Genomic DNA, 13411 nt, shown 5'->3' on the forward strand with positions numbered 1-13411 from the left:
AAGCATACCAATTGTGACCGTTCTGCAACAAACCTGTAGGTTGCTAAAGCGCGCCGAATTTTATTCCATGCATACGGTACGCTTCATTTTCTGTTTTCAAGCATGGTTTTATCCCAAAACCGGATCCACTTTTGGGAGACGTACTTTACAGCCTGTAAGCGATGCTGTCGTTCCAGAAACGATCAAGACGCTGAAGCGAACGGTTCATTGCAGTGAACTCTTCCACCTGAATACCACCAACCTGCTCAATAGAAGCAATATGGCGCTGATACAGAGCCTGCACCTGATCAGCAATCTCATTGCCCTTGTCGGTCAGGCTCACACGGACCGAACGGCGGTCGGTGTTGGAGCGCTCATGATGGATAAAGCCCATCTCAACAAGCTTCTTGAGATTATAAGAGACGTTCGAGCCAAGGTAATAGCCACGCGAGCGCAACTCACCAGCTGTCAGTTCGGAATTGCCGATATTGAACAGGAGCAGCGCCTGCGTCGCGTTGATGTCGCTGCGGCCATTACGGTCGAATTCGTCCTTGATAACGTCGAGCAGTCGACGATGCAGGCGCTCAACCAGTTGCAAAGCTTCGAGATAAAGCGTGCGCAGGGCGGCTTCGGGATTCAAAAGCGGAGCAGATGCATCCATTCTGTGCTGTGCATTGATCATTTCTTTTGCCTCTCTGTCGGAGCAGCCTTTCATGAGGCCGCTCTCTTTGTCCTGTTTCATGCGGTGTATTTTCTCACCGTTCATGAGAGGACTTTAGGCGAGATGCATAAAATTCGAATTAAAAGTCAGCCTTAACAGTAGCTTACCAAGGGAAATGCAGTTTCAGGCTTAATGTTCTATTACTCGTGGATTGAATTTAACGTTTTAACCCCGGCCGAAATACAAGCTGTCTCCGATGTCAAATTCGAAAAATCCACTAGATTCATAAGCTTGCTAGTGGTCATTGAGATTCCGGCATTTTCTAAACACCTGTAATTTGTGATGCAAATGTCGGAATCAGGCCACTACAGCATAATTCCTTCAACTTGAATCAGTTTAAGGTAAAATTATGCTGTAAATATAGAGTGTTAGAGCGACCTTTGTGCGCCCAAGAGGGCGCACGGCGCTCTAGGCTATAATTTCAGCCGGGAACCCCCATGCGCGGTCCCATACGCGACTGCCGTCTTTTCTCAATGAAAAGCACCACGCGGAAAACGATATAGATGATGATGCAGACCGCATTAAACCCGACGGTAAACGGCTTATATTCAAAGTGGCGTGCAAAGACAGAATAGATGGCGATTTCGCCAATTGCCGCAACAAACCACAACACAGCCCCCCATGGCGCGCGCATCCAGAGGCCGGTCGCTGCAACGGGCATGAGAAGAGCGAGCGCAACCGATGCAGTCTGCCACTGCCACGGCATGAGATCAAAGCGCCACAGCAACCCCGGCTGAATACCGATCAATTTTATCCAGTAAAAAACGCCACTGGCGAGAGCCGCCAATGCGATCAGCCGCATGAACCAGACGAACGACCATTCGGCTCCACTTGGCTGTATATGCTGGTGCAGTTCATCCTGACGCATCAAAAGCTCAGTTCCCTCTCGCCAAGATTGGCAAAATACGCATTCACCATTTCCGGCTTCACATCTTCGATCGAAGCAGGATTCCAAGCGGGCGCACCATCCTTATCAATCAGGACAGCCCGCACGCCTTCGTAAAAATCATGTGCCTCAAGCATACGCGATGCGACGCGATATTCCATCCGCATGCAATCATCCAGATCAAGCGCTCGGCCATCGGCGATCTGGCGGAACGTAACCGCGACACTTGTCGGCGAACGCGTTGCAAGAACGGTCAGAATATCATTGGCAGGCTTGCTGCCATCAGCAGCCGACTTTTCCAGTGCTGCAGTACATTCGGCAAGTGTTGCATGGGCAAAACTTGCTTCAATCAACTGACGCGTTTCCACAGGCGTTTCAAAATCCGGATACTGACAGCGCGCCAGCGCGGTATCGACATCTGCCGTAGCGATAAGATCGTCACGCAAATCGTCAAGGTCATTTACAGCAATGGCATGCGTGGCAATTCCACTTTGCAGACAATCACCCCAGCGAATGCGGTTGCCGGTGAGTGCAAGATAGTAGCCGAAATTATCATGGAGATGAGGCAGGAAGGCGCTTCCGCCCACATCCGGAAAGAAGCCAATGCCAGTTTCAGGCATTGCGAAAAGTGTGTTCTCAGTCACGATACGGTGTGAGCCATGTACAGAAATGCCTGCACCGCCGCCCATAACAATACCATTCAACAACGAAATATATGGTTTGGGGAAACGTCCGATACGCGCATTGAGGCGATATTCGTCCTGGAAAAAATCATACGCGGGCGTGCCATTCTGCCCCGCCTTATACGCTGCAACGACATCGCCACCAGCACAAAAGGCACGGCCCTCACCCTCAAGAATCACACAGGCGACGTCTGGATCGGTTTCCCATGCTTGAAGCGCGCGGTCGAGTGCAAGAATCATCTTATGCGTCAGCGCATTGAGCGCAGATGTACGCGTTAGCTTGACGAGCCCTGCCTTGCCCTTGCGTTCGAAGCCGATTTCACTGCCGCCACCGAAGTCAATCTGCATGTCATCTCTCCCGTTTGATTAGAGCGGTTTCAGTTAAGACTGAATCGTTGGAACTGCTCTAATCATTCTTTCTTGCGCATTATCCTGCACAAAACCGCTTCGCACTTTTACTGGAAATGCTTTAAATGGGTAGAAATTGCGAAGCCCCGCGTCAATCCTGCGCAGGCCATTGTGCTTGGATTAGCCACTTTTCCCGTGATAAACCGTGCTCATCTGATAACAAGCTTCCGAACCGTTAGATTCCCAAGCTTTCTTCTCTCGGGAACATTTATATGACTGATCGTTTGTCCAACATTTCTTCTGCCAACATTTCAGGCCATGTCGATGACGTGACCGGAGGTCGTCGTCTGCGCCGAATGCGCAAGGCCGACTGGTCGCGCAGACTGGTTCAGGAAACACATCTCACGGTGGACGATCTTATCCTGCCATTCTTCCTTACCTATGGAACAGGCGTCAGCGAACCCGTGGAGGCTATGCCCGGCGTGGAGCGCTATTCCGTGGATATGGCCGTACGCATGGCCGAGAAAGCTGCGAAGCTTGGTATTCCGGCGATTGCGCCCTTCCCGCGCGAAAAGGCTGAAGTGAAGACCGAAGATGGTTCTTTTGTTGCAAGCCCAGACAATCTGATCAACCGCGCGGTCCGTGCCGTTAAGAAAGAAGTGCCGGAAATCGGCATCATCACCGATGCCGCACTCGATCCATTCACGACCCATGGTCATGATGGCATTTTACGCAACGGCGAAATCATCAATGATGAATCCGTCGCCATGGTGGTTCGTGGGGCACTTGCTCAGGCTGAAGCGGGTGCGGATGTTATCGCGCCTTCCGACATGATGGATGGCCGCATTGGTGCAATCCGTCAGGCCCTGGATGCACATGGTTTCAACCATGTGCCTATCATGTCTTATGCGACGAAGTTTGCTTCCGCCTTCTATGGTCCTTATCGCGATGCGATCGGCACTGCTGGTTTGCTGAAGGGCGACAAGAAGACATATTACATCGACCCTGCAAACCCGGATGAAGCGGTGCGCGAAGCCGAACAGGACGTGGCCGAAGGTGCTGACATGCTGATGGTCAAGCCCGGCATGCCTTATCTCGACATCATCCATCGTCTGAAGAGCACTTTCCGACTGCCAACCTTCGCCTATCAGGTGTCGGGCGAATATTCGATGATCAAAGCCGCAGGCATGAATGGCTGGATCGACGAAGAAAAGGTGATGATGGAAAGCCTACTGGCTTTCAAACGTGCTGGTTGTGACGGCATTCTGACTTATTTTGCAATGGAAGTGGCTGAAAAGCTTAAAAACCACGGCTGAGGGTTCAGAACCACTATTTCCTTGAAATAGTCTCTTTCATTCACCATTTTGGTAACTGTTCTGCACAATGCGGAGCAGCGGACGGCTTTATTTTTCCGTACGTTTCTCTTTTAAACGACTGGAAGGGACAATGTCCGACCATACTCTGCACGGCGAAATCATGGGGCCGCGTTACGAAAGCCGCGCATTTTTTGAAGGCGTCCGAACGCGCCGCATCATGGCTTTTCTTATCGATTACATGATTGTCTTTTTTCTCTGCATTCCAGTGGCAGTCGTGATTTTCATTCTGGGTATTATCACGCTCTCTTTGGGATGGGCGCTTTACGCGATCATGTTTCCAGTTGTGGCGTTGTTTTACGTCTCACGCACGTTGGGAGGCCCTCAGCAGGCCACCAAGGGCATGCAGATGATGAATATCAAGCTTGTGCGCCTTGAAGGCGGAACTGTCGATCCGATGCTGGCAATCGTGCACTCAGTTCTTTTCTGGGGCTTGAACGTCGTGCTTACGCCGCTGATCCTGCTGGCCACTCTGGTGACCGATCGCAAGCGTGCGGCTCATGATCTTTTGCTCGGAACTGCAGTGATCCGTTCGGATCGATAAACCAATCATCAAAAAAATTCAGGGCCGGCTGTGCAGAATGTCTATTGACGTTTTGTGCAGCCGGCTCAATCTTTAGGCTCAGGATATATCGTGATGGTTCCGGTATTGCCGTTTTGTGGATATTGAATGACCCATCAACCGCAACAGTCTCCGCAGTTCTTTCTAACGGCTCCCTCGCCCTGCCCTTATCTTGAGGGCCAGCTGGAGCGGAAAGTTTTCACGCATCTCGTTGGCGACAAAGCCAGCGAGATCAATGACCTGCTGACGCAGGGCGGTTTTCGTCGTTCCCAGAACATTGCCTATCGGCCAGCATGCGAGTTATGCCGTGCATGTGTTTCAGTCCGAATTCTGACCGGTGAATTTGAAATGAACCGGAGCATGCGACGGGTGTCACACCAAAATCGTGATTTGATTGGTCGCCAGCACAAGGCACAGCCAAGCACCGAACAATATGCACTCTTTCGCGATTATCTCGATGCTCGTCACCATTCCGGCGGCATGTCCGATATGACCGTTCTCGATTATGCGATGATGGTGGAAGATACGCACGTCAACACGCAGATTATCGAATATCGCAGACGTGGGCCAGATAGCTTCATCAGCGCAAAAGGCGATGGTGAACTTGTTGCGGTAGCATTGACCGACGTGATGGCCGATGGCCTATCGATGGTCTATTCGTTTTTCTCGCCCCATATGCATGAACGCTCGCTGGGTACGTTCATGATACTCGACCATATTCAACGCGCTCGCGCTGCTGGCCTGCCCCATGTCTATCTCGGCTATTGGGTCGAAGGCTCGCGGAAGATGCAGTACAAGGTCCGTTTCAAGCCGCAAGAGCACCTTGGTCCACGCGGCTGGCAACGGTTTGAAGGCTACAGCATAATTCCTTAAACTTGAATCAGTTTAAGGTAAAATTATGCTGTAAATATAGAGTGTTAGAGCGACCTTTGTGCGCCCAAGAGGGCGCACGGCGCTCTAGTGATCTGATTCCGACATTTTCCTCCCTCAGTTACAAACGTCGAACAATTCAGCCATAATCAAAACCGCGCTCAGTTCACCAACCGCTTTTCCATAGGATAAGATAACTGGCCAGCGCGCCAAAGCTTCGGCTCTCCAATCTGCACGTATCCCATACTCTGATAAAAGCGGCGCGCAGTGCCAGTGCTCACCAGTTGGGCAACAGCCACGCCAGTTTTGCGCAAATGTTCTTCCATAGCCAGCATCACTGCCTTGCTGACACCACGAAAGCGAAAATCGGGAGACACGTAATTGAGCAGAATTTTCCCATCGCTGGAGACTTGTCCCACCCCCGCAATATTGCCGTCAATCTCCACCACTACCGTTAGCTGAAGCGGCGCCGTGATCCAGTGGCGAATATTTTCTGGTGTCTTATTGGCAAGCCACGCTGAGAGAATATCATTCCTCTCTTTGTGGTCCTCGACGCACAGCTCGGCAATCGATCGTCTTATCGCATCGCAGATAGGGTCGACATCCTCGGCTCGTGCTGATCTGATCTGCAAGCGTAGGCTCTCCTGCGTCACAACAGATATCCAGAAGAATAAGGCCTAACGCTGTCAGTATCGACCCCAATTTTTGAGCACCGATCCGACTGAATCAGACCGGCGCTCTAATCATTTGTTTTTACACATTATCCGGCACACAGCTGCTCCGTGCAGTTGCTGGAAATGCCTTAAAACTTACCCGAACGCGGGAAGCCTTTTGGCACAACTCGCCCTGCGGACGCGCGGGCCGCGATCCACTCGACCAGCTCTTCCTTGCTGCGATTGAAGGTGCGATCAGCCGAATCCTGCCATGACAGCCCTTCGGCAATTGCAAAGGTACGGACATCAGACACGCCGCCGTCCTTGTACTTCTGCAGACGTACACCCTTGCCACGCGTCATTTCCGGGATTTCGGAAAGCGGGAAGACAACCATCTTGCGGTTCTCACCGACGACGGCAATGTGATCACCCGAGATGCGCTGACAAAGCTTTGTCTCGTCCGGCACCTTCACATTCATCACCTGCTTACCCTTACGGGTATTGGCGACTGCTTCATTTTCAGGAACGATGAAGCCATTGCCCTCATGAGAAACCAACAGCAGCTTGGCTGACGGGTCATGCACGAAAGCCGTAAGAATATCCTGATCGTTTTCCATATCGACAAGAATACGGATCGGCTCGCCATGACCGCGACCGCCCGGTAGCGTATTTGCACCAATCGTAAAGAACTTACCGCCCGTTGTGACCAGCAGAATTTTGTCTGTCGTTTCCGCATGGAAAGCGAGTTTGAGCTTGTCGCCTTCCTTGAAAGCCAGCGTGGAGAAGTCGGCCAGATGCCCCTTCATTGCACGAAGCCAACCTTTTTCAGACACGACAATGGTCACTGGCTCGCGTTCAATCATCGCCTGATGAATGTCTTCCAGATCATGGGTCGGCGCTTCGGCAAAGGTGCTGCGACGCTTGCCCAGTTTGGTAGCAGGGCCAAATTTCTCGCGCACTGCCTTGATCTCGGTGCTGATCTTCTTCCACTGGCGAGTGCCAGAGGCGAGCAGCCCCTCAATATCGGTCTTCTCAGATGTCAGATCATCGAATTCCTTGCGGATTTCAAACTCTTCAAGCTTGCGCAACGAACGCAGGCGCATATTGAGAATGGCTTCGGCCTGATTATCTGTCAAATCGAAGAACCGCATCAATTCCTGCTTCGGCTCGTCTTCCTCGCGAATGATCCGGATGACTTCGTCGAGATTAAGATAGGCTTTGAGGAAACCACCAAGGATTTCAAGGCGCTTCTCAATCTCGGCCAAGCGGAATTCGGAGCGGCGAACCAGCACTTCCTTGCGGTGCTCCAGCCATTCCCGCAGCACACCGCCAAGCGACAGAACGTTCGGCACTTTGCCGTGCGAGAGCACGTTCATGTTGAGCGAAACGCGGTTTTCAAGCTCGGTCAGCTTGAACAGCGATTCCATCAGCAGTTCAGGATCGACTGTACGGTTCTTGGGTTCGAGAACGACGCGAATATCTTCCGCAGATTCGTCACGGATATCGTCGAGCAACGGCAGCTTCTTTGCCAGAAGCAGTTCCGCGATCTTCTCGATCAAGCGCGATTTCTGCACCTGATAAGGGATCTCGGTGACGACGATAACCCAAGTACCGCGATTGCCTTCTTCCTTGTGCCAGCGTGCACGCGCGCGGAACGAACCTCGCCCGGTGCGATAGGCTTCAACGATGTTGGCATGATCCTCAACCAGAATGCCGCCAGTCGGGAAATCCGGTCCGCGCACCTTACATTTCAGAAATGCAGCCGGATCGTTTTCCGCTTCTTTTTTCAATTCTTCCCATTGTTCGGGCGAAGTGATGAGTTCTTCAACGCTCGCCTCTGGGTGATTGATAAGATAAAGCGCCGACGAGCAAAGCTCCGCCACATTATGCGGCGGAATATTGGTGGCCATGCCGACCGCAATACCTGCCGAGCCATTGGCGAGAAGATTCGGGAAAGCACCCGGAAGAACAATCGGTTCTTCGTCTTCTTCGTTATAGGTCGGGCGGAAGTCGATGGCGTTTTCGGTGATGCCTTCAAGCAGCAGCGTTGCCACTTCAGTCATGCGCGCTTCGGTATAACGCATCGCAGCGGCATTATCGCCATCGATATTGCCGAAGTTGCCCTGCCCGTCCACAAGCGGATAGCGCACGGCAAAATCCTGCGCGAGACGCACCAGTGCATCATAGATCGAAGCATCGCCATGCGGATGGAACTTACCCATCACATCACCGACAATACGCGCACATTTTGCATAAGCCTGATCGGGATTGAGCCGCAACAAGCGCATGGCGTGCATGATGCGCCGATGCACCGGCTTCAGACCGTCGCGCACGTCCGGCAGCGCACGATGCATGATCGTGGACAGCGCATAAGCGAGGTAGCGCTCCTCGAGGGCTGACTTGAGATCGACCCGTTCGATGTGTTCTTCGCCGTCGCCCGGCGGAATCAGACTTTTACCCATACTTCTCAGTACCAATTGCGCGATTCGTCAGCAAGTAGCGATGAGAACCAATCCAGTACATTCGTCGCAATGTTGCCGTCATTCAGCATCTATAGAGGAATTGTAGATGTTTTCTCCACAGCAATCATGGCGCGAACGAAACGGGCTGTATTTTCATTCGTAAAGGCTTATGAAGGCTGTCTAAATTTACCAAATGATCAGGAGCCAATAAATGAAGGTTTTCGTTGTTAGCAAGCAGGCCGCGCGCGTCTTCGCAGCAAGCACGGCACTCTCGCTTGTTCTTGGCAGTGCAGCAATGGCTGCAGATGCAAATGCAGTCGCAGAGCGCGTCAAGGCCCTCTATACAAAGCAGGGCGGAGAGCTGAACTTCGCCGAAGTTCAGGCTGACGGCGACAACATTTTGCTCAAAGGCACCACAATCAAGCTGCCTACCGTTTCTGACCGCGCGACGCCTGTAGGCGATATAACGCTCGAAAACGTGCAGGACACGCCAGAAGGCGGCTATAGCATCGAAAAAGTTTCGGTTGCAGATTTGGACTTCGCTCCTGAAGGTGCGGACAAGAACGATAAAGCCACGATCAAAGGCATTTCGATGGAGAACGTTATTCTTCCATCCGAGAAAGCCGAAGGCCCGCTCGCAAAGATGGTCTTCTACGACAAGATGAAGATCGACGAATTTTCGGTTGGCACTCCGGGCAAAGATGGCGCTCAGATTAAGGGCGTGGAAGTGACTCTCAATTCGGCCAACAAAGCCGAAAAAATCGACTACACTCTCACCATTGCCGATATTGATGCGGTTTTCGAGAAGGACGGCAAAAACCCGCTGGCACCGCTCGACATGAACGCACTCAAAGGCTCTGTCAATTCAAAGGGCACATGGCAGCCAAAGTCCGGCAACGCGACATTGGATCAGTTTGAAATCGACGCCAAGGACCTTGGCAAGATCAACCTGACGGGCGCCATCGACGGCTATGATCTGTCTTTTGTCGAAGCATTGCAGAAGACCCAGGAAAACATGGCTAAGGCCGATGCGGAAAAAGATGCCGCTGGTCTCGCACTTCTGGGCCTTGCAGAACAGCTGAGCCTTAAGAACCTGTCGATCCGCTTCGATAACGAAACACTGACGCAGAAGCTGCTCGACTACTATGGCAAGCAGCAGGGCGCTGATGGCAAGCAGCTTGGCGAACAGCTGAAGATGATGGTTCCGCTGATGGCAACACAGCTCAAGAACCCGGAATTTGCTCAGCAGCTCAAGGCCGCAGCTGAAAAGTATTTCGACGATCCAAAGTCGCTGACTATTTCCGCTTCGCCGGACCAGTCGGTTAGCTTCGCATCCATCGTTGCAACCGCGTCGCTCGACCCAACGAAGATTATCCAGCTTTTGAAAGTTGGCGTCGAAGCCAACAACTAATCAGATTGAAGCTGATGAAACGGAGCCCGGTGAGTTCTGCTCACCGGGTTTTCTTTGTGCTCTTTCATTCCATCAAAGAAAAAGCCCGGTCTCGCGACCGGGCTTTTTTGTTGTCAATTCTTAGACGAATTAGCTCTTCTGGGTTGGTGCCAGACGAATGTGCAGATCACGCAGCTGCGCTGGTGTTACATCCGAAGGTGCATTCATCAGAAGATCAAGCGCCTGCTGGTTCATCGGGAAGAGCGAAATTTCACGCAGGTTCTTTGCACCGACGAGTAGCATGATCACGCGGTCAACACCGGCAGCCATGCCACCATGTGGAGGCGCGCCGTACTGGAACGCCCGGTAGAGGCCGCCGAAGCGCTCTTCGACATCCTGCTGGCTGAGGCCAACCTTTTCGAACGCCTTGACCATGACATCTGGCAGCTGGTTACGGATCGAACCGGAAGCGATTTCGAAGCCGTTACAAACCAGATCATACTGGTAAGCCTTAAGCGTAAGCGGGTCCTGCGTTTCCAGCGCTTCCATACCACCCTGTGGCATCGAGAAGGGGTTGTGCGCGAAGTCGAGTTTCTTGTTGTCTTCGTCCCATTCGTAGAACGGGAAGTCGATGATCCAAGCGAGTTCAAAACGTTCGCGATCAACAAGGTTCAGTTCTTCACCGGCGCGCGTTCGTGCATCACCTGCGAATTTATAGAACTTCGATGGCTGACCAGCTACGAAGAAGCAGGCATCGCCATCGCCGAGACCAAGCTGGTTGCGGAGGGCTTCGGTGCGTTCTTCACCAATGTTCTTGGCAATCGGGCCCGCGCCTTCGAGCTTGTCACCTTCCTTGCGCCAGAAGATGTAACCCAGACCGGGCTGACCTTCACCCTGTGCCCATGAGTTCATACGATCACAGAATGCGCGGCTGCCGCCCGTCTTGGCCGGGATTGCCCAGACTTCAACCTTGGGATCGTTGGCGATCATGTTCGCGAAGACCTTGAAGCCCGAACCAGCAAAATGCTCGGTCACCGCCTGCATTTCAATCGGGTTGCGCAGGTCCGGCTTGTCCGAACCATAGGTGCGGATCGCGTCATCATAAGCGATGCGGCGGAAATTCTGCGTGACCGGCTTACCTTCAGCAAATTCTTCGAAAATGCCGCGCATGACCGGTTCCATCGTTTCCCAGATTTCTTCCTGGGTTACGAAGCTCATTTCAAGATCGAGCTGATAGAATTCACCCGGCAGACGGTCTGCACGCGGATCTTCATCGCGGAAGCAAGGTGCGATCTGGAAGTAGCGGTCGAAACCAGCAACCATCAGAAGCTGCTTATACTGCTGTGGAGCCTGCGGTAGCGCGTAGAACTTACCTTCATGAATTCGGCTTGGCACGAGAAAGTCGCGCGCGCCTTCTGGCGAAGAAGCCGTCAGGATTGGCGTCGAGAACTCGTTGAAGCCGATTTCGGTCATGCGGCGACGCATCGCTGCAATGATCTTGGTGCGGCTCATGATGTTCTTGTGCAGCGTTTCACGACGCAGGTCGAGGAAACGATACTTCAGACGAATGTCTTCCGGATAATCCGGCTCACCAAAAACTGGCAGCGGTAATTCCTTGGCAGCAGCGAGAACTTCGATCTCGGTTGCGAAGATTTCGACTTCGCCGGTCGGCAGATTTGCGTTCACCGCTTCGTCTGCACGCGCTTTCACTTCACCGTCGACGCGAATAACCCACTCGCCGCGAACCGTTTCAGCAATCTTGAACGCGGGCGAATCAGGATCAGCCACGACTTGCGTCAGACCGTAATGATCACGAATATCGATGAAGAGAATGCCGCCATGGTCACGGACGCGATGAACCCAGCCAGACAGACGGACTTTGGAACCAACATCCGATTTGCGAAGGGCTGCGCAGGTGTGGCTGCGATAACGGTGCATGATTTCTGCCTTTTGGAACTCAGTAATCTTGTGCAGGCAAAGCGCTGCAAATTCGGGCGGAAAAGCGCATTTTGCTCACGCTTTGTCAAGCCGACACTGTCTGTGTTAGACCAGCTTGACAGAATATGTCGACAAAAATCACTATTTCCGTGTTATTCCCTCGCAATATCATTCTTGCGGCGCGGCAAGCGGGCCGCCTTTTAATATTCTGTTTAAACGCGCATCTTTTCCGAAAACCGCTTCACACTTTTCGGGATGCGCTCTAAAAGAAAAATATGCAGCTCATCACGACCACAGAGGCCCTTGAAGAGGCCGTATCCGCCCTCGCCAAATCCGACTTCGTCACAGTCGATACCGAATTTATTCGGGAAACGACGTTCTGGCCGGAGCTCTGCCTCATTCAGATGGCTTCTCCTGACCACACTGCATTGGTGGATGCACTGGCTCCCGGCCTTGATCTGGCACCTTTCTTTCGGCTGATGGCCGATGAAAAAGTGGTCAAGGTTTTCCATGCCGCACGTCAGGATATCGAAATTGTATTCCATCTTGGAGACCTCATCCCTGCCCCAATTTTCGACAGCCAGGTGGCTGCGATGGTTTGTGGGTTTGGCGATGCGATTTCCTATGATGCGCTGGTTCAAAAAGTAACAGGCAAACAGCTCGACAAGTCGTCCCGTTTTACCGACTGGCGTCGTCGTCCGCTTTCTGAAAAGCAGCTCGATTATGCTTTGGCAGACGTAACCTATCTGCGCGACATCTATCTCTATCTCAAAGCAGAGCTGGAGAAAGAAGGTCGCAGCGAGTGGGTCAGCGAAGAAATGGCAGTACTCAGCGCACGCGAAACCTATGATCTGCATCCAGACGATGCTTGGAAACGGGTTAAAACCCGCATGCGCAAGCCTATTGAACTCGCAATCGTTCAGTCCGTTGCAGCATGGCGTGAACGTGAAGCACGCGAGCGTAATGTTCCACGTGGCCGCGTCATCAAGGACGACACAATAGCCGAAATTGCACAGCAGCAACCCAAAGATGCAGAAGCACTGGGGCGCCTGCGTTCTATTCCTAAAGGCTGGGAACGCTCCGGTCAGGCATCCGGACTGATTGCGGCTATCCAGTCGGCGCTGGCTATTCCAAAAGAAGATCTGCCGCGCCTACCCAAGCAATCGCATTCGCCTGAGGGCAGTGCAGCGGCAGCCGATATTCTCAAGGTTCTGCTCAAGCTTGTGACCGAAGAACACGGCGTTGCGGCAAAGATTGTCGCCAATTCGGATGATATCGACAAGATCGCAGCTGAAGGCGAAAACGCCAAGGTGCCCGCACTGCACGGCTGGCGACGGGAAGTCTTCGGCCAAAAGGCACTAGACCTCATCGCTGGCAAAATTGGTATCAAATTTGAAAACCGTCGTATCCAGGCGGTGGAACTGAACTAACGCAGCAATGGAAACAATGAAAAGGCCGATTCGAAGAAATATCGGATCGGCCTTTTTTTGTTTGTTGGAAGCGCTGTAATTATTTGTTTTTACACATTATCCGACGCAAAACCGCT

At 52.4% G+C, this 13411-nt stretch carries 11 protein-coding genes; 5 read left to right on the top strand and 6 right to left on the bottom strand.

Features of this window, described 5'->3' with window-relative positions:
* Positions 1–145 precede the first annotated feature (145 nt).
* The 3 genes from ldtR to QBD00_RS13480 all read right to left on the bottom strand — a co-directional run bounded on the left by ldtR (position 146) and on the right by QBD00_RS13480 (position 2617).
* Positions 146–661 (bottom strand): transcriptional regulator LdtR, encoded by a 516-nt coding sequence (ldtR, locus tag QBD00_RS13470; protein WP_151095591.1) that lies wholly within the window; start codon positions 659–661, stop codon positions 146–148.
* Between the two features lie 460 nt (positions 662–1121).
* Entirely contained in the window at positions 1122–1568 is a 447-nt protein-coding gene (locus tag QBD00_RS13475) for a DUF6163 family protein (protein ID WP_318579747.1), read from the bottom strand.
* Entirely contained in the window at positions 1568–2617 is a 1050-nt protein-coding gene (locus QBD00_RS13480; protein ID WP_318579748.1) for an enoyl-CoA hydratase/isomerase family protein, read from the bottom strand. The genes QBD00_RS13475 and QBD00_RS13480 overlap by 1 nt, the downstream gene beginning before the upstream one ends.
* Positions 2618–2889: 272 nt before the next feature.
* On the opposite strand from QBD00_RS13480, the gene hemB reads away from it, so the two are divergent.
* From hemB to QBD00_RS13495, 3 genes are all read left to right on the top strand, one after another.
* Complete coding sequence (gene hemB, locus QBD00_RS13485) at positions 2890–3933, top strand: porphobilinogen synthase (protein WP_318579749.1); 1044 nt, start codon at positions 2890–2892, stop codon at positions 3931–3933.
* A 130-nt stretch (positions 3934–4063) separates the two neighbouring features.
* Positions 4064–4534: an RDD family protein gene (locus QBD00_RS13490; protein WP_318579750.1), complete on the top strand. Its 471-nt coding sequence runs from the start codon at positions 4064–4066 to the stop codon at positions 4532–4534.
* Positions 4535–4660: 126 nt separating this feature from the next.
* Positions 4661–5425: an arginyltransferase gene (locus QBD00_RS13495; RefSeq protein ID WP_095446384.1), complete on the top strand. Its 765-nt coding sequence runs from the start codon at positions 4661–4663 to the stop codon at positions 5423–5425.
* Between the two features lie 158 nt (positions 5426–5583).
* On the opposite strand, the gene QBD00_RS13500 is transcribed toward QBD00_RS13495, so the two are convergent.
* Together QBD00_RS13500 and QBD00_RS13505 are read right to left on the bottom strand one after the other, a co-directional pair.
* Entirely contained in the window at positions 5584–6054 is a 471-nt protein-coding gene (locus QBD00_RS13500; protein ID WP_157743456.1) for a GNAT family N-acetyltransferase, read from the bottom strand.
* 170 nt (positions 6055–6224) lie between these two features.
* Positions 6225–8537: a DNA topoisomerase IV subunit A gene (locus QBD00_RS13505; protein WP_318579751.1), complete on the bottom strand. Its 2313-nt coding sequence runs from the start codon at positions 8535–8537 to the stop codon at positions 6225–6227.
* A 211-nt stretch (positions 8538–8748) separates the two neighbouring features.
* On the opposite strand from QBD00_RS13505, the gene QBD00_RS13510 reads away from it, so the two are divergent.
* On the top strand, positions 8749–9948 hold the full coding sequence (locus tag QBD00_RS13510) for a hypothetical protein (protein WP_318579752.1): 1200 nt from the start codon (positions 8749–8751) through the stop codon (positions 9946–9948).
* A gap of 129 nt (positions 9949–10077) precedes the next feature.
* Here the strand turns inward: QBD00_RS13510 and aspS are convergent, their stop codons facing one another.
* Positions 10078–11865, bottom strand: a complete 1788-nt coding sequence (gene aspS, locus QBD00_RS13515) for an aspartate--tRNA ligase (protein WP_024897408.1) — start codon at positions 11863–11865, stop codon at positions 10078–10080.
* A 275-nt stretch (positions 11866–12140) separates the two neighbouring features.
* On the opposite strand from aspS, the gene rnd reads away from it, so the two are divergent.
* Positions 12141–13295, top strand: a complete 1155-nt coding sequence (gene rnd, locus QBD00_RS13520) for a ribonuclease D (RefSeq protein ID WP_318579753.1) — start codon at positions 12141–12143, stop codon at positions 13293–13295.
* Positions 13296–13411: the final 116 nt, after the last annotated feature.

The organism is Ochrobactrum sp. AN78, from assembly GCF_029909885.1.
Classification (GTDB): Bacteria; Pseudomonadota; Alphaproteobacteria; order Rhizobiales; family Rhizobiaceae; genus Brucella; species Brucella quorumnocens.

What these genes read in the sequence shown, in the direction of transcription:
- QBD00_RS13510 (WP_318579752.1), top strand. Translation starts at nt 8,749, where the DNA reads ATGAAGGTTTTCGTTGTTAGCAAGCAGGCCGCGCGCGTCTTCGCAGCA.
- QBD00_RS13495 (WP_095446384.1), top strand. Translation starts at nt 4,661, where the DNA reads ATGACCCATCAACCGCAACAGTCTCCGCAGTTCTTTCTAACGGCTCCC.
- QBD00_RS13505 (WP_318579751.1), bottom strand. Translation starts at nt 8,537, where the DNA reads ATGGGTAAAAGTCTGATTCCGCCGGGCGACGGCGAAGAACACATCGAA.
- rnd (WP_318579753.1), top strand. Translation starts at nt 12,141, where the DNA reads ATGCAGCTCATCACGACCACAGAGGCCCTTGAAGAGGCCGTATCCGCC.
- QBD00_RS13480 (WP_318579748.1), bottom strand. Translation starts at nt 2,617, where the DNA reads ATGCAGATTGACTTCGGTGGCGGCAGTGAAATCGGCTTCGAACGCAAG.
- QBD00_RS13490 (WP_318579750.1), top strand. Translation starts at nt 4,064, where the DNA reads ATGTCCGACCATACTCTGCACGGCGAAATCATGGGGCCGCGTTACGAA.
- QBD00_RS13475 (WP_318579747.1), bottom strand. Translation starts at nt 1,568, where the DNA reads ATGCGTCAGGATGAACTGCACCAGCATATACAGCCAAGTGGAGCCGAA.
- hemB (WP_318579749.1), top strand. Translation starts at nt 2,890, where the DNA reads ATGACTGATCGTTTGTCCAACATTTCTTCTGCCAACATTTCAGGCCAT.
- aspS (WP_024897408.1), bottom strand. Translation starts at nt 11,865, where the DNA reads ATGCACCGTTATCGCAGCCACACCTGCGCAGCCCTTCGCAAATCGGAT.
- ldtR (WP_151095591.1), bottom strand. Translation starts at nt 661, where the DNA reads ATGATCAATGCACAGCACAGAATGGATGCATCTGCTCCGCTTTTGAAT.